Annotated in this window: 22 protein-coding genes and 2 pseudogenes; 13 read left to right on the top strand and 11 right to left on the bottom strand. The window is 65.1% G+C overall.

Features of this window, described 5'->3' with window-relative positions:
- Window positions 1-22 precede the first annotated feature (22 nt).
- The 4 genes from ACQY4S_RS05185 to ACQY4S_RS05170 form a co-directional block, all read right to left on the bottom strand.
- Window positions 23-712, bottom strand: coding sequence for a nitroreductase family protein (locus ACQY4S_RS05185; protein WP_428484122.1), 690 nt, complete (start codon window positions 710-712; stop codon window positions 23-25).
- 153 nt (window positions 713-865) lie between these two features.
- Window positions 866-1753 carry an NAD(P)-dependent oxidoreductase gene (locus ACQY4S_RS05180; protein WP_428484121.1) on the bottom strand — a complete coding sequence of 296 codons (888 nt, stop codon included), beginning with the start codon at window positions 1751-1753 and terminating at the stop codon, window positions 866-868.
- Window positions 1754-1960: 207 nt separating this feature from the next.
- Window positions 1961-2680, bottom strand: coding sequence for an LrgB family protein (locus ACQY4S_RS05175; RefSeq protein WP_428484120.1), 720 nt, complete (start codon window positions 2678-2680; stop codon window positions 1961-1963).
- A 152-nt stretch (window positions 2681-2832) separates the two neighbouring features.
- Window positions 2833-3201, bottom strand: a complete 369-nt coding sequence (locus ACQY4S_RS05170; RefSeq protein ID WP_428484119.1) for a CidA/LrgA family protein — start codon at window positions 3199-3201, stop codon at window positions 2833-2835.
- Between the two features lie 332 nt (window positions 3202-3533).
- On the opposite strand from ACQY4S_RS05170, the gene ACQY4S_RS05165 reads away from it, so the two are divergent.
- The 3 genes from ACQY4S_RS05165 (at window position 3534) to ACQY4S_RS05155 (ending at window position 5216) form a co-directional block, all read left to right on the top strand.
- Window positions 3534-4352, top strand: a complete 819-nt coding sequence (locus ACQY4S_RS05165) for an SDR family NAD(P)-dependent oxidoreductase (protein ID WP_428484118.1) — start codon at window positions 3534-3536, stop codon at window positions 4350-4352.
- A 71-nt stretch (window positions 4353-4423) separates the two neighbouring features.
- A complete protein-coding gene (locus tag ACQY4S_RS05160) occupies window positions 4424-4753 on the top strand; it encodes a type II toxin-antitoxin system prevent-host-death family antitoxin (protein WP_428484117.1) in 330 nt (109 codons plus the stop codon).
- 13 nt (window positions 4754-4766) lie between these two features.
- Window positions 4767-5216, top strand: a complete 450-nt coding sequence (locus ACQY4S_RS05155; RefSeq protein ID WP_428484116.1) for a type II toxin-antitoxin system VapC family toxin — start codon at window positions 4767-4769, stop codon at window positions 5214-5216.
- Window positions 5217-5305: 89 nt separating this feature from the next.
- On the opposite strand, the gene ACQY4S_RS05150 is transcribed toward ACQY4S_RS05155, so the two are convergent.
- Window positions 5306-6052, bottom strand: coding sequence for an SDR family NAD(P)-dependent oxidoreductase (locus tag ACQY4S_RS05150; RefSeq protein WP_428484115.1), 747 nt, complete (start codon window positions 6050-6052; stop codon window positions 5306-5308).
- A gap of 82 nt (window positions 6053-6134) precedes the next feature.
- Between ACQY4S_RS05150 and ACQY4S_RS05145 the strand changes: the two genes are divergently transcribed.
- The 3 genes from ACQY4S_RS05145 (at window position 6135) to ACQY4S_RS05135 (ending at window position 8846) form a co-directional block, all read left to right on the top strand.
- Window positions 6135-6461, top strand: a complete 327-nt coding sequence (locus ACQY4S_RS05145) for a carboxymuconolactone decarboxylase family protein (RefSeq protein ID WP_428484114.1) — start codon at window positions 6135-6137, stop codon at window positions 6459-6461.
- Window positions 6462-6478: 17 nt separating this feature from the next.
- Window positions 6479-7429, top strand: coding sequence for an NAD(P)-dependent oxidoreductase (locus tag ACQY4S_RS05140; RefSeq protein WP_428484113.1), 951 nt, complete (start codon window positions 6479-6481; stop codon window positions 7427-7429).
- Between the two features lie 73 nt (window positions 7430-7502).
- Window positions 7503-8846, top strand: a complete 1344-nt coding sequence (locus tag ACQY4S_RS05135; protein ID WP_428484112.1) for an ABC1 kinase family protein — start codon at window positions 7503-7505, stop codon at window positions 8844-8846.
- A 210-nt stretch (window positions 8847-9056) separates the two neighbouring features.
- Here ACQY4S_RS05135 and ACQY4S_RS05130 read toward each other — a convergent pair whose 3' ends face one another.
- A complete protein-coding gene (locus tag ACQY4S_RS05130; protein WP_428484111.1) occupies window positions 9057-9836 on the bottom strand; it encodes a glucose 1-dehydrogenase in 780 nt (259 codons plus the stop codon).
- 104 nt (window positions 9837-9940) lie between these two features.
- Between ACQY4S_RS05130 and ACQY4S_RS05125 the strand changes: the two genes are divergently transcribed.
- Window positions 9941-10726: an SDR family NAD(P)-dependent oxidoreductase gene (locus tag ACQY4S_RS05125; RefSeq protein ID WP_428484110.1), complete on the top strand. Its 786-nt coding sequence runs from the start codon at window positions 9941-9943 to the stop codon at window positions 10724-10726.
- Between the two features lie 136 nt (window positions 10727-10862).
- Here the strand turns inward: ACQY4S_RS05125 and ACQY4S_RS05120 are convergent.
- The 3 genes and pseudogenes from ACQY4S_RS05120 to ACQY4S_RS05110 form a co-directional block, all read right to left on the bottom strand.
- Window positions 10863-11009, bottom strand: a pseudogene (locus tag ACQY4S_RS05120) (DUF3309 family protein).
- A gap of 12 nt (window positions 11010-11021) precedes the next feature.
- Window positions 11022-11204, bottom strand: a complete 183-nt coding sequence (locus tag ACQY4S_RS05115; RefSeq protein ID WP_428484109.1) for a CsbD family protein — start codon at window positions 11202-11204, stop codon at window positions 11022-11024.
- 21 nt (window positions 11205-11225) lie between these two features.
- Window positions 11226-11387, bottom strand: coding sequence for an entericidin A/B family lipoprotein (locus ACQY4S_RS05110; RefSeq protein ID WP_428484108.1), 162 nt, complete (start codon window positions 11385-11387; stop codon window positions 11226-11228).
- A gap of 208 nt (window positions 11388-11595) precedes the next feature.
- On the opposite strand from ACQY4S_RS05110, the gene ACQY4S_RS05105 reads away from it, so the two are divergent.
- Window positions 11596-12054, top strand: coding sequence for a MaoC family dehydratase (locus tag ACQY4S_RS05105; protein WP_428484107.1), 459 nt, complete (start codon window positions 11596-11598; stop codon window positions 12052-12054).
- Window positions 12055-12271: 217 nt separating this feature from the next.
- Here ACQY4S_RS05105 and pdxY read toward each other — a convergent pair whose 3' ends face one another.
- On the bottom strand, window positions 12272-13132 hold the full coding sequence (gene pdxY / locus ACQY4S_RS05100) for a pyridoxal kinase PdxY (protein WP_428484106.1): 861 nt from the start codon (window positions 13130-13132) through the stop codon (window positions 12272-12274).
- A 332-nt stretch (window positions 13133-13464) separates the two neighbouring features.
- Here pdxY and ACQY4S_RS05095 point away from each other — a divergent pair, with 332 nt between their 5' ends.
- The 5 genes from ACQY4S_RS05095 to ACQY4S_RS05075 all read left to right on the top strand — a co-directional run bounded on the left by ACQY4S_RS05095 (window position 13465) and on the right by ACQY4S_RS05075 (window position 19055).
- Complete coding sequence (locus tag ACQY4S_RS05095) at window positions 13465-14016, top strand: hypothetical protein (RefSeq protein ID WP_428484105.1); 552 nt, start codon at window positions 13465-13467, stop codon at window positions 14014-14016.
- A 114-nt stretch (window positions 14017-14130) separates the two neighbouring features.
- A complete protein-coding gene (locus ACQY4S_RS05090) occupies window positions 14131-15105 on the top strand; it encodes a S1C family serine protease (protein ID WP_428484104.1) in 975 nt (324 codons plus the stop codon).
- Window position 15106: 1 nt separating this feature from the next.
- The gene (locus tag ACQY4S_RS05085) at window positions 15107-15775 is read left to right on the top strand and encodes an MBL fold metallo-hydrolase (protein WP_428484103.1); all 669 of its coding nucleotides are present in this window, start codon (window positions 15107-15109) and stop codon (window positions 15773-15775) included.
- Between the two features lie 58 nt (window positions 15776-15833).
- Complete coding sequence (locus ACQY4S_RS05080; RefSeq protein WP_428484102.1) at window positions 15834-17075, top strand: site-specific DNA-methyltransferase; 1242 nt, start codon at window positions 15834-15836, stop codon at window positions 17073-17075.
- A gap of 237 nt (window positions 17076-17312) precedes the next feature.
- Window positions 17313-19055, top strand: a complete 1743-nt coding sequence (locus tag ACQY4S_RS05075; RefSeq protein WP_428483124.1) for an IS1634 family transposase — start codon at window positions 17313-17315, stop codon at window positions 19053-19055.
- 83 nt (window positions 19056-19138) lie between these two features.
- Here the strand turns inward: ACQY4S_RS05075 and ACQY4S_RS05070 are convergent.
- Window positions 19139-20100 (bottom strand): annotated as a pseudogene (locus ACQY4S_RS05070) (IS110 family transposase).
- Window positions 20101-20413 lie beyond the last annotated feature (313 nt).

Genomic DNA, 20413 nt, shown 5'->3' with positions numbered 1-20413 from the left:
GCCACCAGGGGGCGGGGCGGGCTCATCCGGGCCAGCCTTCGCCCCAGCGATCGGCGAAGGCGACCTCCGAGACAGGACGGCGGGCCAGCGGTCCGTATTTGCCGAGCGGGTAGCCGATGGGCATCAAGGCAAAGGTGAATACGTCATCCGGCAGACTGAGAACCGCGCGGACATCATGTTCATACAGGATGTGGTTGGTGGTGATCAGGGTTCCCAGACCCAGGGCCCGGCATGCCAGGATGATGTTCTGGATGGCGGGATAGATGCTGGAGCCGCGAATCCTTTCCTGATGGGCCAGATGAGCGTCATAGCGCGCCGCGACAGCATCCGGCAGCGTATCGCGGGGTGGCATGTCGCGCTTTCTCAGGCAGGGCACCAGCAGGACAGGGGCATCCCCCATGTGGTCCCACAGATAGCTTCCGCCAGCCATCAGCCGTTGATACTGCGCGTCCGTCAGATGCGCCGGCCGGCCGCGCGCGGCATAGATTTCAGCGACCTCATCCGAGGCTTTGCGATAGACGGCGCCCAGACGCCGGCGCTGCGCCTCATCACGCACGACGATGAAGATCCAGTTCTGCGCGTTGCCGCCGGATGGTGCCCGGATGGCAGCGTCAAGGATCTTGGTGATCACCGCCTGGTGCACTGGATCAGGCTTCAGCCGGCGCAACGCACGGGCGCTGTACATCGCGTCGAACAGCCCGATTTCGGTCATGCCTGATGTTCCTGTCCGGCTGTCGGTTTCTGGTCAGGCTTTAGCATGTGGCGACGACCGCGCGTAGCTGGTGTGGATACAGCCGTCGTGTCCCGGGCGCCACAAACCATGGCAAAGGGTTTCCGGGATACGGCCGGTCCGCGCTGTTCTTGCTCAGCTTCGCACATCCTCCCCCAGCGCGGTCTCGTACACCCGCATCATCGCGCATGAATCGGACGGTCCCAATCCCATGCCGCGCGCCATCCGCATCAGGCTCATGACCTGCGGCGCGATCAGGCCGGGGACACCGAGTTCGTCCGCCAGTTCCAGCGCCAGCCGCAGGTCCTTGTGCGCCAGGTCCAGCGCGAAGGTCGGCGCGAAGTCGCCCGCCAGGGTCTTTTTCGCCATGTTGGCGTAGCCGGTCGACATGCCGCTGGCGTTGCGGATCACCGTGTCCAGCTTGGCCAGGTCGATGCCGGAGCGCTTGCCGATCATCAACGCCTCCGCCGCCGCCGCCGAGTTGCAGAACGCCAGCATGTTGTTGATCAGTTTCGCGGTCGACCCGAAACCGATTTCCCCCAGATGGATCACCTCGCCGCTGAACGATCTCAGCAGCGGAAGCTGCTGCTCGAACACCGCCGTGTCGCCGCCGACCATGATGACGATGGTGCCGTCGGTGGCGCGGGATGTCCCGCCGGAGACCGGGGCTTCCAGCATCGCGATGCCCTTCGCCCGCATGCCGTCCGCCACCCGCTTGGCGGTGGCCGGGGAATTGGTGGACAGGTCGATGAAGACGGTGCCGGGTTTCGCCGCCTCGGCGATGCCGCCGGCGCCCAGCGCGACGTCCTCCACCACGCGCGGGATCGGCAGGGAGGTGATCACCACGTCGCAACGCGCCGCGACATCGGCCACCGAGGTGGCGGAGGACGCGCCCAGGTCGGTGCAGGCCTTTATCGCGTCGGCGCTGAGGTCGAAGACCACGACCTCATGGTTGGTGTTGCGGATGATGTTGCGGCACATCGGGCCGCCCATGTTGCCCACGCCGATAAAGCCGACCTTCATGACCGTTTCCCCTGTTGCACCGAAAGCATCAGAAGATCATTGGAACGCCTAGGCGTCCACCCCAGGGTTCCGGTAATGCGCGCCGCCGCACTCTTGCTGAGCGGCGATATTGTCGCCCGGGTGATATCCCGCCGCGGTCGCCGCGACGGCAATGCAGGCGGGCCTGCCCAAGGCCGGCGGCGCGGACGCCGATCGAGGGGCCGCCGGCTACAGCAGCAGCGGCACGATAATGGCAGTGAGCAAGGCGTTCAGTCCCATTGCGATGCCGGCGAAGGTGCCAGTCAGCGGATCGACCTGGAACGCCCGCGCGGTGCCGATGCCGTGCGCCGCCAGCCCCGCCGCGAAGCCGCGGGCGCGCTTGTCGGTGATATGCAAGGCGTTCATCAGCGGCGTGATGATGATCGCCCCCAAAATGCCGGTCAGGATCACCAGCACGGCGGTCAGTGCCGGATCGCCGCCCAGGCGGGCGGAAATCGCCATCGCCACCGCCGCGGTCACCGATTTCGGCGCGATCGAGGTGACGACCGCGGCTGGCGCGCCCAGTGCTCGCGCGATAAGCACCGCCGACAGCAGGGCGGTAACGGATCCGCTCAGCAGCGCACAGAGCATCGGCAGGATGGCGCGCACGACAAGACGGCGGTTCTGGTACAGTGGAATTCCCAATGCCACGGTGGCCGGGCCGAGCAGGAAGTGAATGAACTGGGCGCCATTGAAATAGGTGGCGTAGGCGGTGCCGGTGCCGCGCACCAACAGGCCGATCAGGCAGATCGAGAATAGCACCGGATTGGCCAGCGGCGGCCGGCCGAGCGCCGCAGCGATGCGGTCGCAGAGGCAGTAGATCAGGATCGTAACGGTCAGCCAAAGCAGCGGCGACCGAGCGAGATAGACCCAGAGCGCGAAGAAATCGTCGCCGGCCGGCTCGGTCATGGTGCACGCTCAGCGACGACCATCATGCCGCTTGTCGCGCCACAATGATCATGACCCGCGATCCGCGAAAGCCATCATGGCGTGCGCTCCGCCAAACCGATCATCGCGCGCGCCTTGCCACAGCCATCATCGCGCGCGCCTCGCGACATTCATCATCGCGCGCGCCTCGCGACGACGGTGAACACCAGCGCGGTGACCACCATGCTCAGGACGGTCGATACCACCACGGCGGCCACGATCGGCAAGGCGTTGCCGGTCAGCACATCCAGCCGCTGGATCACGCCGACGCCGGCCGGGACGAACAGCAGGGACAGATGTGACAACAAGCCTGAGCCGGTCTTCTCGAAGGTGCCATCACGCAATTCAGCGGGGATCGCTCGGCCCCTCCGGTCGCGCAGGGTCAGCAGCCCGACACACAGCACCAGACCGATAACCGGCCCCGGCACCGGCACGGCGATGGCATGTGCGATAGCTTCCCCGACCAGTTGACAGAGCAGGATCAAACCAAGACTGAGCAGCATCCGTGTGGCTCAGGCCGGCTCGAGCAGGCGCTGCCAGATGGCAAGCGCATTGGCCTGAAGATTCCTTGGAACGTCCACGCGGCGGCCAATCCAGATCCTGTTGCTGGCGTGTCTGTCAGCCTTTTGCATGGACGCGGTTTCCCTGGAAACGGATCACAGCCGGCCCAGGCAACATCTAGACCCGGGCAACATCTAGACCGTCGGCGAATACGACGCCAGATGGTTACCCAGCCAGTCTGGACAGCCATGCGGACAAGAGCCCGGATCGGCCAGCTTGGCGTTGCACGGAAAGCCGGCTTATCTGACCGGCATCGGCATGGAGGAAAACAACAATGCTCAGCATGACGGGTAAAGTGGCGATCATCGCCGGCGCGGGGTCGGTCGGCGCGGCCGGCAGCAAGATCTTCGGCAACGGCAAGGCGACGGCGATCCTGTTCGCGCGTCAGGGGGCCTCGGTCTTCCTGCTGGACATCAATACCGAGGCGATGGCCGAAACCCAGGCGATCATCGAGAAAGCAGGCGGCGTCTGCGCGACCCATCGCTGCGACATGATGGTCGCGGCGGAGGTGCGGGAGATGGTGCAGGCCTGTGTTGCTCGCTTCAAGCGGATCGATGTCCTGGTCAACAATGTCGGTGGTTCGGCGCCAGGCGATCCGGTCTCGATGACCGAAGAGGTCTGGGACCGGCAGATCGACTTCAACCTGAAAACCGCTTTCCTCGGCTGCAAGCATGTGCTGCCGGTGATGCTGGAGCAGGGCAGGGGCGCAATCGTCAACATCGCCTCGGTTGCCGGGATGCGGAACGATTTCTTGAGCGGACGGTCGCATGTCGGGTACAGCGCGTCGAAGGCCGGGGTAATCCAGCTTTCACGCTCGGTTGCCGGAACCTACGCGAAGAAAGGCATCCGGGTGAACACCGTGGTGCCGGGGCTGATGCACACGCCCCTGGTGGAGCACCGGCTGGCGCGTACAGTGGCGGGGAATGACACCCAGGCCTTGATCGACGCGCGCAACGCGGCGGTGCCGATGGGGCACATGGGCGATGCGTGGGATGTGGCGCATGCCGTGCTGTTCCTGGCATCCGACGAGGCACGGTTCATCACGGCGACGGAGATCGTGGTCGATGGCGGCAGTACGGCGACGATGCCTTAAAGTATGATGGAGGTTGCAATCTTGTTGATTAATAATTATCTGACTAGTCTGGTCAGTAAGAGTTTATTAAGATGTCTTCGGTACATCCACCCCAGGTTCAGCGACCCGCCGATGCAGTCACGTCCAATCAGGCGGCATCCTGGAAGCTGGAAGACGCCAAAGCGAGGTTCAGTGAAGTGGTCAAACTGGCGGAAAGCGGGGTTCCTCAGCATGTCAGCGTGCGCGGGCGAGACGCCGTCGTGATCCTGGCGGCGGCGGATTATGCGCGCCTGGCGCCGGCCGCGACCAGCAGCCTGGCCAGCCTTTTCGCCGATGGCCCATTCGGACGGCTGGACGATTTCGACGATGGGCTGGTGCGCGAGCGCGTGCCGGTGCGCGACGCCCCCATCTTCGAGCCGTGATCTTCTTCAGGCGATGACCCTGGCGACTCCGCGTGGCTGGCTGATCGATACCAACGTGGTGTCGGAGTTGCGAAAAGGGTCCCGGTGCTTCGCGCCGGTGCGGGCCTGGGCGGACGCCGTGCCGCGCGTGGCCTGCTACCTCAGCCGGGTGAACCTCGCCGAAATCCGCTTTGGGATCGAGCGCGCGACCGATCCGGCGTTTCGCGCCGAACTCGAAGTCTGGGTGCGGGACGGCGTGCTGCCCTGGTTCGGCGAGCGAATCCTGGAGGTGGACGAGCGCGTTCTGCTGCGCTGGCGCTGGCTGGTGTGGGAAGGCCAGAAAACCAACTACACCTTTGCTCAGCCGGACGTTTTGCTGGCGGCAACCGCCCTGGTGCATGGGCTTGGCGTCGTCACGCGAAATACCGCCGATTTCGAGCGGGCGGGCATCTGGCTGCTAAATCCGTGGGCTCCAACGGCCTAAGCTTGATATCGCGACCTGGCCCGCAAGTCTGATGGGAAACGCGGCCCGATCTTCTCCCTTTAGGGAAATTCCACGATCTGTCCGCCGTCCTACGGCATGAACGCGCCACCGTTCACGTGAATGGTCTGGCCGGTGACGTAACGCGCCTCCGACGAGCACAGGAACCGCACCATCGCGGCGATCTCGTCGGGCTGTCCGCGGCGGCCGAACAGGCTGTCGGGCAAGGCGGAGCGGCCATGGTTGCCGCCGGCCGCGGCACCCCGGATGGTCTCGATCGAACCCGGCACCACAGTGTTCACCGTGATGTTCGCCGCCGCGAGTTCCTTGGCCAGTGCCCGCGTCAGCCCGACCATGCCGGCCTTCGCCGTCACCGCGTGCACCCGCCCCACGGCGCCGACATGCGCCGACATCCCGCCGAGGTTGACGATTGCCCCGCCGGCGGCGTGAGTGATATGCGGGGCGGCGGCGTGGGCACAGTAGAACGCGCCGTCCAGGGTGGCGCCCATGATCTCGCGCCATTCCTCCGGCGTCATCTCGGCGAACCGGGTCTGCCGGCGCACCGAGGCGTTGTTGACCAGCACGTCCAGCCGGCCGAAGCGGCTGACCGCCGCCTCGATCAGGCCGCGCGCCTGTGCCGGGTCGGCGATGTCCGCCATGTGCACCTGTGCTTCACCGCCGGCGTCGCGCACCAGTCTCGCGGTTTCCCCGGCGTCATGTTCGGCCTGGCGCGCGGTGACCAGGATGCGGAAGCCGTCGCGCGCCAGGTGCAGGGCGATGGCGCGGCCGATGTTCAACGCGCTGCCCGTGACGATCGCTGCCTTTGCCTGGCTGGACATTTCAAAGCTCCCCCAATCCCCGCGCGATTGGACAGCGAAAGCGCGTTGGTGTGCAATGGGGCCGATTCAACAGGAGGAACGCATGGCCCAAGTCCCATCATCCGCATCGCGCGACCGCGTCCGCGATACCGTCCCCAAACTGATCGAAGTCACCGAGGAGGTGCTGTTCGGCGACATCTGGGAACGTCCTGAACTGTCCAAGCGCGACCGCAGCCTGATCGTCTGCGCGGTGCTGACCGCGACCTATCGGCCGGAGCAACTGCGCGGCCACCTGCAGCGCGCCCTGGACAATGGCCTGACCAAGACCGAGCTTTCCGAGATGATCACGCATGTCGCGTTCTATGGCGGCTGGCCGGCTTCGATGAGTGCCGCGAACATCGCGCGCGAGGTGTTCGAGGCCAATCCATAGGGGAAAGGGCAAAAGCCATGAAGGCGGGCTTTATCGGCCTCGGCACCATGGGTGCCGGCATGGCCGCGAATTTGCAAAAAGGCATCCAGAAAGACGGTCACACGGTTCTGGTGCACGACGTCCGGCGTGAAGCCGCGGCATCGCATATCCGCAATGGCGCCGTCTGGGCCGACAGCCCGGCGGCGATGGCCGAGACCTGCGACATCATCTTCTCCTCCCTGCCGGGGCCGGTTGAATTTGATGCGGTATCGTATGATAAGGCTGGCCTGCTTGCCACGATCCGCCCAGGCACGGCGTATTTCGACCTGACGACGAACGCACCGAGCACGGTGCGCAAGGCGCATGCCGACTACGCGGCGAAAGGCGCGTTCCTGTTCGATGCGCCGGTCAGCGGCGGGCCCAAGGGAGCCGCCAGCGGCAAGCTGGCGATCTGGTGCGGCGGCGACCGGGATGTTTTCGACAGGTGGAAGCCGGTGCTGGATACCATCGGCGACCAGGCGAAGCATATTGGCCCGATCGGCGCCGGCTCGGTCGCCAAGCTGGTGCACAACTGCTACGGCTACATCGCCACCGCGGCGGCGGCCGAGGTGTTCAGCATGGGCGTCAAGGCCGGCATTGAGCCGCTGGCGATCTGGGAAGCCGTTCGCCAGGGCGCCATCGGCCGGCGTGGCGCGTTCGACTCGCTGACCGACCAGTTCCTGCCGAACACGTACGAGCCGCCGGCGTTTGCGCTGCGTCTGGCACACAAGGACGTCTCACTGGCAACGGCCCTGGGGCGGGAGATGAACGTGCCGATGCGGCTGGCGAACCTCGCCCTGGCGGACCTGTCGGAGGGCTTGAACCGCGGCTGGGGCAACCGTGATTCCCGGGCGATGATGGTGTTGCAGACCGAACGCGCCGGGGTCGAGGTCGAGGTTGACCCGCAGCGGCTGACCGAGGCGTTGGAGAACAAGGCGAAAAACGGCTAGTTGCAATGTTGGCGGAGCGGCAAATATCTATTGTGATGCTCTACCAACGGAAAACAACCCATGATTATAATCGATGTCCGGTAGCAACATTTTTGGCGAAATGCGGCGGTTTGCCCGCACCTCCGGCGCAGTCGGCGGCATTGCCGCCCGCGTCGCCGGGTCGCGGATGTTTGGGATCAAGACCGATCGCGCCGCGCATGCGGAGGATCTGAAGGTTATCCTTGGCGGCCTGAAAGGGCCGCTGATGAAGGTGGCGCAATTCCTGTCGACCGTACCCGATGCGCTGCCGGCGGAATACGCGGCGGAGCTGGCGCAGCTTCAGTCGAACGCGCCGCCGATGGGCTGGAACTTCGTGCGCCGGCGGATGGCGAGCGAACTTGGGCCGGACTGGCAATCCAAGTTCGCGTCGTTCGATCAGGAGGCCTCGGCCGCCGCCAGTCTGGGGCAGGTGCATCGTGCCCGTCTGCATGATGGCACGGACGTGGCGTGCAAGCTGCAGTATCCCGGCATGGCGAGCACGGTCGAAGCCGATCTGAAGCAGTTGAAGCTGGCGATGGCGGTTTATCATCGTATGGACAACGCCATCCAGCAGGATGAAATCTACAAGGAAATGAAGGAACGGCTGCGCGAGGAGCTGGACTACGAACGCGAGGCCGCGCAGATGCGTCTGTATGGCCTGATGTTGAACGACCGGCCCGGCGTGCACGTGCCGGTACCGATGCCCGAGTACAGCTCCAAGCGCCTGCTGACGATGACCTGGCTGGACGGGCGGCCGCTGATGCAGCGGCTGGCGGAAGAGGCGCCGCAGGAGGAGCGGAACAAGATCGCGGAAGCCCTGTTCCGAGCCTGGTACGTGCCGTTCTACCGCTACGGCGTGATCCATGGCGACCCGCATCTGGGCAACTACCAGGTGCGCCCGGATGGCTCGGTCAACCTGCTGGATTTCGGCGCGATCCGGGTGTTTCCGGCGCACTTCGTCAGCGGCGTGATCCACTTGTTCGAGGCGGTTCGCGACCACGACGACGACAAGGCGCATGCCGCCTATGAAAGCTGGGGCTTTGCCGACCTGTCGCGCGAGAAGATGGACGTGCTGAACATCTGGGCGCGGTTCTTGTACGAGCCGCTGGTCGAGGATCGGGTGCGGCGAATTCAGGAGACCGACGACCCCATGTATGGCCGGGAAGTCGCCGAACGGGTGCATGCCGGATTGAAGCGCACCGGTGGTGTCATGCCGCCCCGCGAATTCGTCCTGATGGATCGTTCGGCGATCGGTCTGGGCGGCGTTTTCCTGCGACTGAAGGCGGAGTTGAACTGGAGCCGGATGTTCCACGACCTGATCGGCGAATTCAGCGAGTCCGCGCTGGCGGAACGGCAGGCGAAAGCATTGGCGGAGGCTGGGGTTCCGGTGGCGCGTTAAGGCGCGATTGGTTTAGGTTGACCCACGAATCGCGCTTTAACGCATTGTCTGATCGCGTGATTCACGCCTTCTGACTGGGTCAGCCTCAGGCGATCACGCTCTAGGGATCTTCAATCGGCAGGAAATCGACCACCCCGCGCACGCCGTCCGACCAGGTGATCGTAACGGTGTGATCGGGATGGGCCACAGCCTTGACAATCCGATGCAGGCTCATGCTCCCAGCCGAACGATCCGGCCTGCGGTCAGCCCACCGTCGATGACCAGTTCCGAGCCGGTCATGTGGCTCGACAGGTCCGATGCCAGGAACAGGATGCCGTTGGCGACCTCCTCCGCCTCGCCGGCCTTGCCGAGCGGCACCGAGGCTTCCGCCGCCGCATGGGGATCGATCGGCCGGTTCTGACCAACCGGCAGCTTGCCCCAGATTGGCGTGGCGATGATACCGGGATGCACCGAGTTCACCCGGATGCCGTCGCCCGCCTGGGCGCATTCCAGCGCCATCGACTTGGCGAACAGCCGCACCGCCCCCTTGGTAGCGCTGTAGCCGGCCAGGCCGGCCGATCCGCGCAGCCCGGCGACGGATGACAGCATCACGATCGAGCCGCCGTTGCCGGACCGCCGCATCGCCGGAATACAATACTTGACCGAAAGAAAAACGCCATCGACGTTGATCGCCATCTGCCGTCGCCAGTCCCGCAGCGACATGTCGATCACGTTGCCCATGATGCCGATGCCGGCGTTCGCCACCATGATGTCCAGGCGTCCGAAACGCGTCTCGGCCGCCGCTATTACGGATGGCCAAAGGTCTTCATCGGTGACGTCATGATGCACGTACGCGGCGCCGATCGCATCGGCCAGCGCTGATCCGGCCGCATCGTCGAGGTCGGTCAGCACCAGCTTGGCGCCCTCCCGCGCCAGCACCTGGGCGGTGGCCGCGCCGATGCCGGACGCCGCACCCGTGACTATTCCGACCTTGCCATCCAGCAGACCCATGATCCCCTCCGTCTTTTGCTTGCCGCCGGTCATCCCGCCGCTTCACCCGGCTTTCAACGTGGCGGATGCTCACTAAGCTGTAGACCAGCACGGAGGAAACAGAAATGCCTGAAGGAAAATCCGCCCTGGTGACAGGGTCACTGGGCGGGATCGGCTTCGCCACGGCCCGCGCGCTGGCCGAACTCGGCTGCGACATTACCTTGAACGGCTTCGGCACGGCCGAGGCGATCGAGGCGCGCTTGGCTGAACTCCGCGCTTTGGGCGTGCACGCCCGCTACCACCCCGCGGATCTGCGCCATCCGGCGCAGATCGGCGATCTGATCGAGACGACGCAGGCTGCGCACGGCGGCCTGGATATCCTGGTGAACAACGCCGTGGTCCGCTACTTTGGTGCGGTCGAGAGGTTCGCGCCGGACCACTGGGACGAGGCGCTGGCCGTCAATCTGTCGGCGCCGTTCCATGCCATCCGGCTCGCGCTGCCTGGAATGAAGGCGAAAGGCTGGGGGCGCATCGTGAACATGGCGTCGATTTACGGCCTATTCGCGACGGTCGACCGCGTCGACTACATCACCACCAAGACGGCGCTGATCGGGCTTACGCGGGCGGTGGCGCTGGAGGTCGCGCGCAGCGGCATTACCTGCAACGCGGTCTGTCCCGGCACCGTGCTGACGCCAGCGATTGATCGGCGTCTGCGCCAGGAGATGCAGCGCGACGGCACGACGTTCGAGGCGGTCGAGGAAAGCTTCCTGGCGGTCCGCCAGCCGTCCCGCCGTTTCGTCAAGGATGACAATGTTGCCGGCCTGATTGCCTTCCTGTGCGGTCCGTATGGCGAGGATATCAACGGGTCCGCGCTGCCGATCGACGGCGCCTGGGCTGCCGGGCGTGCGTGAGACGCGGCAAGTGACGATCCAGGGACCTCGCCCGGGCGTCTGGCTGAAATCCTGACAAAGCAACGAAAGCCGCCGCGTTCACCGGTGATTGGTTCACGGCGTGGCACGGCGGCCTGCGTTGAACACTACGTTATATTCAACCCGTCACCAGCAGGACGATGATGACCAACGCGACGAGTCCTAGTCCACCGCTTGGGTAGTATCCTCAGCCGCTGCTATAGGGCCAAATGGGCAGCGCGCCCAGCAGCAGCACGATCAGGATGATAAGCAGGATCGTCGGCACGACGACGCTTTCCTAGGGTTTGAGCGCGTCGCGCGCCGCGTCCTTCATGCCGCCCACGGCATTCTGGACCTTGCCAGCCGCCTTTTCGGCCTGGCCGTCGGCTTCAAGCTTCGCGTCTCCGGAAACCTTGCCGGCGGCTTCCTTCACCGCGCCTTTTGCCTGGTGCGCGGCCCCGTCAATCCGATTCTTGTCCATAACGTGCGTCTCCTGAATCAATTACGGCTTGTAGCCGGTCGCATGATCGGCGGTGTTGCTGATGCCCTTGCCCGCCGCCGATAGATCCTCACCGGCTCCCTGCGTCGTGTAGCAGGCGGTCAGCAGCGGCGCGGCGGCCATCAGAGCGGCAATTGTCAACGCCAAGCGTGCCTTTGTTCCCATAAGCGTGTCCTCGAATAGGTTTACCACCGTTGCAGATTGCGATGGAGGCAAACCGGTGCAAGTCATACGGCACGCGTATCAAACGATTTTGAGTTCACGTTATCGAGAGGAGTAGCTTATTCTGATAGGAGAACGGCAAAGCGGATCCGCCTCTTGGCATGGCACGGAGAATCGGTTTCAGTCCGCCAGGTGTTAAAGGAGCATGCCCATGGCCGGCCTTTACTATGAGCAGTTCTCGGTCGGGCAGGCATTCGAGCATCCCTGGACCCGCACAGTGACCGAAATGGACAACACGCTGTTCAGCGCCCTGACGATGAACGTCCAGCCGCTGCATCTCGACGCGCATTTCTCCGCCGGCACGGAATTCGGTCAGCGCCTGGTGAACTCGATCTTCACGCTGGGCCTGATCATTGGCATCAGCGTCAACGACACGACGCTCGGCACCACGGTGGGCAATCTGGGATTCTCGGAAACCAAGTTCCCCAAGCCGGTGTTCCATGGCGACACGCTACGGGCGAAGTCGAAGGTCCTGACAATGCGCGAAAGCAAGTCTCGCCCCGATGTCGGCATCATCGAGTTCGAGCACACCGGCTGGAACCAGCGCGACGAGATGGTGGCACTCTGCCGGCGCCAGGCCATGATGCGCAAACTGCCGAAAAAATCGTGACCGAGCCGCCGGCAAGGCCCATCAAGCCACAACCAAAGCCGGACCGAACCGCGCGTGAGGCCGCCGCGCTTCGGGAAAACCTGCTGAAGCGAAAGGCTCAGGCGCGCCAGCGAGAGGCGGCGAAGTCGAAGCCGGCGCCGGATCGGTGATGGCTTCTGAGGTCGCGGGAGGAAGCTAGCCCAGGGTTCTGCCCTGGCCTTCCGACCGCCCGCAGCCGCTAGACCGCCACCGCCCTGAACACCCTGCTTGGCGTGACGAACTCGTCCTGCGCCGCGACCGTCAGGATCTCCCGCGATCCCGCCTCGGCGGTGCGGCGCAGCAGGCCATGGATGGACGATCCCGCCGCCGCCATCGCCGCCGCGGCGCTGCCGGTGCGCAGCCGGTGGAACAGGAACAGCGCGGCAATGGCGTCGCCGGCACCATTGACCGACACCGGCAGGCGCGGGGTGCGGAGCAGGTGGAACACGCCGCCCTCGAAGCTCAGCATGTCGATCGCGTCGGCCGGGGTGCTGTCCGTCTCCAGGCTTGTCAGCAGGATGCAGCCTGGCCCCGCCGAACGGAGCAGCGCGCGCAACCGCTGAATGGCATGCTTGGCGCCGCTCAAGGACCCGCAGTCGATGCCTGTCAGCCGTTCCAGCTCAAACCTGTTTGGTGTGGCGATATCGGCCGCGGGCAAGACGCTGTCGTGCAGCAGTGTCTCGATGCCGGGACGGACATAGACGCCCGTGTCGGTATCGCCGATTACCGGATCGCAGCAGTACAGCGCGGCTGGGTTCGCCCGTCGCGCGAGCGCCACGGCATGCAGGATGGCGTCGCCGATACCGGCGTCGCCGACATAGCCGGACAACACGGCGTCGCAATGGCGGAACGCGTCACGCGCGGCGATCCCCTCCACCAGCTCGCGCACTGACTGGCCGGAATACACCTGCCCCGCCCAGGCGCCATAGCCGGTGTGGTTGGAGAACTGCACGGTATTGATCGACCACACCTCGGCGCCGAGGCGCTGCAGCGGGAAGACCGCGCTGGCATTGCCGACATGGCCGTAGCAGACCCAGGACTGGATCGAGAGGATGTTCACAATGCCAATCCATGGATCTTACAGCGTGATCGCCTGAGGCTGACTTAGTCAGAAGGCGTGAGTCACGCGATCAAACAATGTGTTAAAGCGCGATTCGTAGGTCAACCTAAACCAATCGCGCTTTCATGCGAAACCCGTGCCTTCTTGATCGCCTCGCCGGTGCCGCACCCCACCTTCGTGCCGCCTCGGGCCAGGCTAACCACCCCCGCGCCAACGTCGCCGCCTCGCTTCCTTCGGCGACACCCATCATTGCCCATCCCGCCGCGGGATTGCACAATGGAACGTGCCCGGGGGACCATACCGGCGGGTCGTCCGGTATTACGGAGTTTTTAATGCGCCGTCGTCTGCGTAGCCTGTCGCGCCTGTGCCTTCCGGCGCTGTTGCTTGCCTTGTTCGGCTGCGGCCTTGGCCGCAACCAGTTCGCACCCGCTTGTCCCGTCGCTCAACTGGTGCCGGCGCTGGCGGACCTTACCCGCTATGCCACCGCCGGTGCCGGCGGCGGTCATGACCTGACCGATCTGATCCTGCAGGCGCGTGTGGTCAAGGTAAATGGCACCTGCCAGCCAACGGATTCAAAAACCATACTGGATGCGTCGGTGCAGGTCTCCATCTCCGTGCAGCGTGGGCCGGCGATGCGCGGGCGGCAGGCCGACGTGCCGGTCTTCGTCGCGGTCGCCGAGGGCAACGACGTGCGCGACAAGCAGATGTTTCCGGTTCACGTCGTCTTCCCGCCCAACGTCGATCGGCTGACACTGACCAGCCAGCCGATCGACATGGGATTGCCGGTTAGCCAGAACGTGAATGGTGCGGCCTACAACATCATATCTGGTTTTCAGCTCTCGCCGGACGAACTCGCGGCGAACCGCCAGGCGGCGGGGGGTTGAATATGTTTCACACGGGCCAACCAACATTGTCGATGGCGCGGAAAGGGCCGATATAGACAGACCATGAGCGATACGCCACCGAAGGGACGCCCGAACCAGGGAAGACGGCGAGGCATGAAAAAAGAAGACTGGGAGATTCCGCCCAATCTGCAGCCCGATCCCAGCGACTACACGTTCGACCTCGAACGGGCGCTGAAGGCTGTGGTCAGCCTGAAGACCTATGTTCCAGCGGATGCGTTCACCGCGAACACATTGGGAACGGAGCGCGCCGGCAGCGGCGTGGTGATCAAGGATACCGGCCTGATCGCGACGATCGGCTACCTGATCACGGAAGCCGAGACGATCTGGATTACCTCCGCCGACGGGCAGGCCGTTCCGGGCCATGCCCTGGCCTATGACCAGGAAAGCGGGTTTGGCCTGGTGCAGGCGCTGGGCAAGCTGAACGCCCCTGTTCTGGAACTGGGCGACTCCGACCGTCTGAAGGTCGGGGATCAGGCGGTGTTCGCCGCCGGCGGCGGTCGCCACCATGCGATCGAAACGCGCATCGTCGGCCGGCAGGAGTTCGCCGGCTATTGGGAATACGTGCTGGATGACGCGCTGTTTACCGCCCCGGCTCACCCGTTCTGGGGCGGCTGCGGACTGATCGGCAGCGACGGCAAGCTGATGGGCATCGGTTCCCTGATCCTGCAGCAGGGCGACGGCAAGGGGCGGCGGCTCGATATGAACATGGTGGTGCCGATCGGCCTGCTCGGGCCGATCATGCAAGACCTTCTCAGCTACGGCAAAGTCAACCGTCCCGCGCGCCCGTGGCTGGGACTGTATGCCACCGAGTCCGACGAAACACTGGTCGTCGGTGGCCTGGCCGACAATGGCCCGGCGGAACAGGCCGGGTTGCGCGCCGGCGACAAGATCCTGACGGTGAACGACGAGGAAATTCCCGATCTTGCCGGCCTCTGGCGCCGCGTATGGTCGTCCGGCAGCGCCGGCGCCGAGGTGCGGCTTCGGATCGAACGGGATGGTTCGCCCAAGCGCATTTCGCTGCGCTCCGCCGACCGCACCAGCTTCCTCAAGTCGCCGAAGCTGCACTGATATGGTGGATCAGGCCGCACCCAGGTTGCGTGGCACGATTGTCCCGGTGACGCCGTTCCAGCAGAACTGTGCCATCCTGTGGGACGACGCGACCAAGACCGGCATGGTTGTCGATCCCGGCGGCGACGTCGATCGCATCCTTGAAGCGATCGACCAGACTGGCGTCCAGATTGAGCGGATCGTGCTGACGCACGGCCACCTCGACCACGCTGGTGGTGCGGTTGCCCTGCGCGACGCCTTGCAGGCACGTTCAGCAACCGTCATCCCGATCGAGGGGCCGGACCTGCGCGACAAGTTCCTGCTGGATAGCCTCGCGGAGCAGGCGGCGAGCTATGGTTTCGAGGCGCGCAACGTCACCCCGGATCGTTGGATGGCCGAGGGCGACGCCCTGATGCTCGGCCCGCATCGCTTCGAGGTGCTGCATTGCCCCGGCCACACGCCCGGCCATCTGGTCTTTGTCAATCACGCCGCGCGGTTCGCGCTGGTGGGCGATGTGCTGTTCCAAAGCTCGGTCGGCCGCACCGATTTTCCTTACGGTGACCATGCCGCCCTGATCGCCGCCATCAAGACCAAGCTGCTGCCGCTGGGCGATGATTTTTCGTTTCTGTGTGGCCACGGCCCAGGCTCCTCGATCGGCACCGAAAAGGCAGCCAACCCATTTCTGCGCTGAAGCCGCCAACGCTGAAGCCGCCAACGCTGAAGCGGCTTGCACCGGTGCGGCTGCACGCATGAGGCCCGCGCTGACCGCCCATCCCGGTCAGCTTGGCCTGTTCACGCCCAACCCGACGCCATTGTGTGCTTTTGTCGATATGCTGCGCCGCTTTACCCTCAGCGGCGCGCCCACCGATGAATTCGAGACCGCCGGATTGCGCTACTTCGTCAACGCATTCTGGACCGCCGGTCAACGGCGTGGCCACAGCCTGCACGACGTCAGCTACCGCGCCTGCTTCAAGCCGCAGCTTCCCGGCTTCTTTATCGAACATCTGACGGCACCCGGCGCTCGCGTCTACGATCCGTTCTCCGGCCGCGGCACGACCGCACTTCAGGCCGCGCTGATGCGGCGTGCGCCAGCCGCCAACGACATCAATCCATTGAGTGCGATGCTGTGCGCACCGCGGCTCGAGCCGCCAGCCCTTGCCGCGGTGCGCGAGCGGCTTGCCGGCATCGACTTTTCCCGGACGACGACCGACCCGATCCAGGCGGACCTGCTCGCGTTCTATCATCCGGAAACGCTGCGCCAGATCACCGCCCTGCGTCTCTGGCTGCTGCAGCATGCGGACCCGCTGGACCGCGTCGATGCCTGGATCAGGATGGTCGCGATCAACCGTCTGACCGGCCATTCGCCGGGCTTCTTCTCGGTCTACACCCTGCCGCCGAACCAGGCCGTCTCCGCCGCGTCGCAGCGCAAGATCAACGAGAAGCGGGATCAGACACCGCCGCGTCGGGATGTGCCGGCGATCATTCTAAAGAAGACCGTGGCCCTGCTCGCCGACGGGCCGCCGGATCCGCATCCGCCGGCGGTGCTGATGACCGGGCCGGCGGAGCGCACCCCGGCGCTGGCCGATGCGTCAGTCGATCTGCTGATAACCTCGCCGCCATTCCTCAACGTCGTGGATTATCAGGGCGACAACTGGTTGCGCTGCTGGTTCGCCGGCATCGATCCGGCGCGGGTCGGCATCGACCGCCACGCCGGCATCGCGGCCTGGCAGGCGTTCGTCCGCCGCGCCTTCCAGGAATTCGCCCGCGTGGTCCGTCCAGGCGGGTTTGTCGCCTTCGAGGTCGGCGAGGTACGCGGCGGCACCATCCTGCTGGAACGCCACGTCGTCATGGCGATCGAGGGGCTGCCGTTCGACGTGCTGGGCGTGATGGTGAACCAGCAGGAATTCACCAAGACCGCGAACTGCTGGGGCGTCGGCAACAACCGCGCCGGCACGAACACCAATCGGATCGTCATGGCGATTCGGCATTGAGCTGGACCATTCCCGCTCACGCTGACCTGGCACCGGCACGCACCTCCACCCGGCCACCCTGGTGAACATACTTCCGTGGGTGGCCGGGATGAAGGCGGCGCGAAATAGGCTCTAGACCGAACTTTGCTGTGTTTTTGAGCCATCCGGTTGATTACCAAGGAAACGTGCCACGAACGTAGTCAAGCATTTGGCGAATTTCTCCTTGACACAGGCCGAACCGGTTTGATTCCATGCCTCATGCACATCGCCAAGGTCCCAAACCGTAACGCCAAACCGTCCTTCCTCCTGCGCCAAACCTATCGCGAGGACGGCAAGGTCAAGAACCGCACGCTGGCCAACCTCTCCAAGCTGCCGGTCGAGCGCATCGAGACTCTGCGTGCTGCCCTGCGTGGCGACCCGCTCGCCCCGGTTGGTGACAACGGCTTCGAGATCCGCCGCTCGCTGCCGCATGGCCACGTGCTTGCGGCGCTGAGCGTGGCACGGCGCATCGGCCTCGACGATCTGCTGCCGCGCCGCGCCCCGCCGCGCCGCCGTGACCTGGCGCTGGCGCTGATCGTCGCCAGACTGCTCGACCCGGCGGCGAAGCTGGCGACAGCGCGCATGCTCGACAGCGCCACCGCCAGCCACTCGCTGGGTGAAAGCCTCGGCCTTGGCTGCGTTACCGCCGGCGAAATCTACACCACCCTCGACTGGCTCGGCAGCGAGCAGGCCTTCATCGAAAACCAACTCGCCCGCCGCCATCTGAAGAACGGCGCGCTGGTGCTCTACGACGTCACCTCCACCTACCTCGAGGGCCGCTGCTGTCCGCTGGCCCACCACGGTTACAGCCGCGACAGCCGTGGCGATCGGCCGCAACTGGTGATCGGCCTGCTGTGTGCCGCGGATGGTTGCCCCGTGGCGGTCGAGGTGTTCGAGGGAAACACCGCCGACCCGGCCACCGTCGCGGCGCAGATCAGCAAGCTGAAGCAGCGCTTGCGGCTGCGCCACGTGGTGATGGTCGGCGACCGCGGCATGCTCACCGCCGCACGGATCGAACAAGCCCTCCGCCCCGCCGGCCTAGACTGGATCACCGCGCTGCGTGCCCCGGCGATCCGGCAACTGGCGGAAGGCGGACAGCTGCAATTCTCCCTGTTCGACACCCGCGATATGGCTGAGATCAGCAGCCCGGATTATCCCGACGAACGGCTGGTGGTGTGCCAGAACCCGCTGCTGGCGGCGGAACGCCAACGCAAGCGTGACGCGTTACTGGCGCTGACCGAGGCCGACCTGAGCAAGATCCAGGCCCGGGTGACGCGCGCGAAGAACCCTCTGCGCGGGGCTGGGGACATCGGCCGCGCGGTCGGCGCTCTCCTGGGCAAACGCAAGATGGCCAAGCATTTCGCGTTGACCATCACCGACGCCGCATTTGACTTCACGCGCAAGGCCGAAGCGATCGCCGATGAAGCCAGGTTCGATGGCTTTTACGTGCTGCGCACCAACCTCCCCGCCAAGCAGATCGATACCGCCGGGACCGTGCGGGCCTACAAAGCCTTGGCCCAGGTAGAGCGCGCGTTCCGCTGCCTCAAGAGCGTCGATCTGGACCTGCGGCCGGTGTTCCATTGGACCGCGCCGCGGGTACGCGCGCATGTCCTGCTGTGCATGCTGGCGTATTACCTGGAGTGGCATATGCGCCAGCCGCTGGCGCCGATGTTGTTCGACGATCATGACCGCGCGTCGGCCGAAGCAGAGCGGACGTCGCCAGTGGCCAAGGCCAAGGTCTCCAAGGCGGCTTATCGCAAGGCCTCGACGCAGCGCGTGGTGGACGCTAGCGGCGAGCTCCAGCCGGTGCACAGCTTCCGCACCCTGCTGGGCGATCTGGCAACATTGGCCCGAAACACCGTCTGCTTCGCAGGGCAGAAGATGCTTACCGTTCAGACCACCGCAACGCCGATACAGCGCCGCGCACTCAGTCTGTTGGGGGTCGAATTGACGGCAGCGTAGACAGCAAGCAGGTGGGGTCCGGAGTCGGATCAATGACTTACGTCGAAAAGACGGTAAAGTTCAGTCTAGAGTATGCGTCTTGGTCAAGCGACGTCTGGCGTCCATCTGCGATGATCCCGCAGCAGCGCGTTGGCGATGATGATGAGTTTGCGCATGATCGCGACGATGGCGAGCTTGGCGGGTTTGCCGGCCTGGCGCAGCGCCTGGTATTTGGCCTTGAGCGGCGGATTGAAGCGGATGGCGACTAGGGCGGGCATGTCGATCGCCTGCCGGAGGTTGGCGCGGCCGCCCTGGATGAAGCTTTTGCCTTGCCAGGTGCCGGATTGTCGGGTGACCGGCGCCAGGCCAGCGAGGCTGGCGGCCTGCTTGGCGTCCATCGAGCCGAGTTCTGGCATGTCGATAAGCAAGGCGAGGCCGGTGGCGGCGCCCAGGCCAGGGATGCTGACAAGGATGTCGAAGCGGGCCTTGAGCCTGTCATGGGCGGCCAGAATGGTTGTCCGCTGGCGATCGATGGCCTGGATCTGGGTGTCGATTTGCTTGAGGTGTTGCTGGCTTTGGCGCTTGAGCAGGGCAGCGTGAGGGTCTTGGCGCGGTTGAGTGCTGCGGTGCGGTCCTTCACCAAGGCCCGCCGTGCGGCCAGCAGTTCGGCCAGCTGATCAACGGTTGGATCCCGGGCGGGGGGGATGTCGGGCTGCAGGAGGGCGCCGAAGCGGGCCAGCATGGCGGCATCGACGGGATCGGTCTTGACCCGTTTGCCGGTGGCCTCGGCGAAGCGGCGGGCCTGCAGCGGGTTGACTTTGACGGCGGGCAGCGCGGCGCGGCCCAGCGCCATTTCGAGGGCGCGGTGGTAGGCGTCGGTGGCCTCGAAGACGATGCGGGTTGGCTGGTAGGGGGTGATCCAGGCGATCAGCCTGGCGTGGCCTTGGCGATCATTGGTGAACCGCTGGGCGAGGCCCTGCGGGTGGAGGTGGACCTCGAGGCTGTCTTTCGCGACATCGATGCCGAGGGTGACGTGATCCGCGGTTGGTGCTATGGCGTGGCTCATCTTTTCCTGTCCCATGCTTGTCATCCGGGGCGTGCAACACCCAGGTATCCGTTCGGGCCTTGTGGAAAAGAAGCGGGCGATCCCACTCTAACTCGGTCCTACCCGACCGGCGTGATCTCGATCCATCCCGCTTCACCAGCGGCGGGTTGCAACCCGCCGCTGGTGAACCATTGTTCCGCAAAACCTGGGGCAAGTCATAAGACAAGCGTGATCCAAGCAGGTGGCATCACCGAAACGGTGAATCACGCGACCAAACAAAGGGCTAGAGTGGGTCCGTGAGCAGGGCGGACGGAAACGCTCTGGCGGCCGGTGC

This window comes from Rhodopila sp. (assembly GCF_965276935.1).
Classification (GTDB): domain Bacteria; phylum Pseudomonadota; class Alphaproteobacteria; order Acetobacterales; family Acetobacteraceae; genus Rhodopila.
Note: the sequence above shows the minus strand (reverse complement) of the source record. Positions and strands in the feature narration are given on the sequence as shown.

Coding starts and splice junctions, on each gene's coding strand:
- ACQY4S_RS05185 (WP_428484122.1), bottom strand. CDS start 712: ATGACCGAAATCGGGCTGTTCGACGCGATGTACAGCGCCCGTGCGTTG.
- ACQY4S_RS05180 (WP_428484121.1), bottom strand. CDS start 1,753: ATGAAGGTCGGCTTTATCGGCGTGGGCAACATGGGCGGCCCGATGTGC.
- ACQY4S_RS05175 (WP_428484120.1), bottom strand. CDS start 2,680: ATGACCGAGCCGGCCGGCGACGATTTCTTCGCGCTCTGGGTCTATCTC.
- ACQY4S_RS05170 (WP_428484119.1), bottom strand. CDS start 3,201: ATGCTGCTCAGTCTTGGTTTGATCCTGCTCTGTCAACTGGTCGGGGAA.
- ACQY4S_RS05165 (WP_428484118.1), top strand. CDS start 3,534: ATGCTCAGCATGACGGGTAAAGTGGCGATCATCGCCGGCGCGGGGTCG.
- ACQY4S_RS05160 (WP_428484117.1), top strand. CDS start 4,424: ATGTCTTCGGTACATCCACCCCAGGTTCAGCGACCCGCCGATGCAGTC.
- ACQY4S_RS05155 (WP_428484116.1), top strand. CDS start 4,767: ATGACCCTGGCGACTCCGCGTGGCTGGCTGATCGATACCAACGTGGTG.
- ACQY4S_RS05150 (WP_428484115.1), bottom strand. CDS start 6,052: ATGTCCAGCCAGGCAAAGGCAGCGATCGTCACGGGCAGCGCGTTGAAC.
- ACQY4S_RS05145 (WP_428484114.1), top strand. CDS start 6,135: ATGGCCCAAGTCCCATCATCCGCATCGCGCGACCGCGTCCGCGATACC.
- ACQY4S_RS05140 (WP_428484113.1), top strand. CDS start 6,479: ATGAAGGCGGGCTTTATCGGCCTCGGCACCATGGGTGCCGGCATGGCC.
- ACQY4S_RS05135 (WP_428484112.1), top strand. CDS start 7,503: ATGTCCGGTAGCAACATTTTTGGCGAAATGCGGCGGTTTGCCCGCACC.
- ACQY4S_RS05130 (WP_428484111.1), bottom strand. CDS start 9,836: ATGGGTCTGCTGGATGGCAAGGTCGGAATAGTCACGGGTGCGGCGTCC.
- ACQY4S_RS05125 (WP_428484110.1), top strand. CDS start 9,941: ATGCCTGAAGGAAAATCCGCCCTGGTGACAGGGTCACTGGGCGGGATC.
- ACQY4S_RS05115 (WP_428484109.1), bottom strand. CDS start 11,204: ATGGACAAGAATCGGATTGACGGGGCCGCGCACCAGGCAAAAGGCGCG.
- ACQY4S_RS05110 (WP_428484108.1), bottom strand. CDS start 11,387: ATGGGAACAAAGGCACGCTTGGCGTTGACAATTGCCGCTCTGATGGCC.
- ACQY4S_RS05105 (WP_428484107.1), top strand. CDS start 11,596: ATGGCCGGCCTTTACTATGAGCAGTTCTCGGTCGGGCAGGCATTCGAG.
- ACQY4S_RS05095 (WP_428484105.1), top strand. CDS start 13,465: ATGCGCCGTCGTCTGCGTAGCCTGTCGCGCCTGTGCCTTCCGGCGCTG.
- ACQY4S_RS05090 (WP_428484104.1), top strand. CDS start 14,131: ATGAAAAAAGAAGACTGGGAGATTCCGCCCAATCTGCAGCCCGATCCC.
- ACQY4S_RS05085 (WP_428484103.1), top strand. CDS start 15,107: ATGGTGGATCAGGCCGCACCCAGGTTGCGTGGCACGATTGTCCCGGTG.
- ACQY4S_RS05080 (WP_428484102.1), top strand. CDS start 15,834: ATGAGGCCCGCGCTGACCGCCCATCCCGGTCAGCTTGGCCTGTTCACG.
- ACQY4S_RS05075 (WP_428483124.1), top strand. CDS start 17,313: ATGCACATCGCCAAGGTCCCAAACCGTAACGCCAAACCGTCCTTCCTC.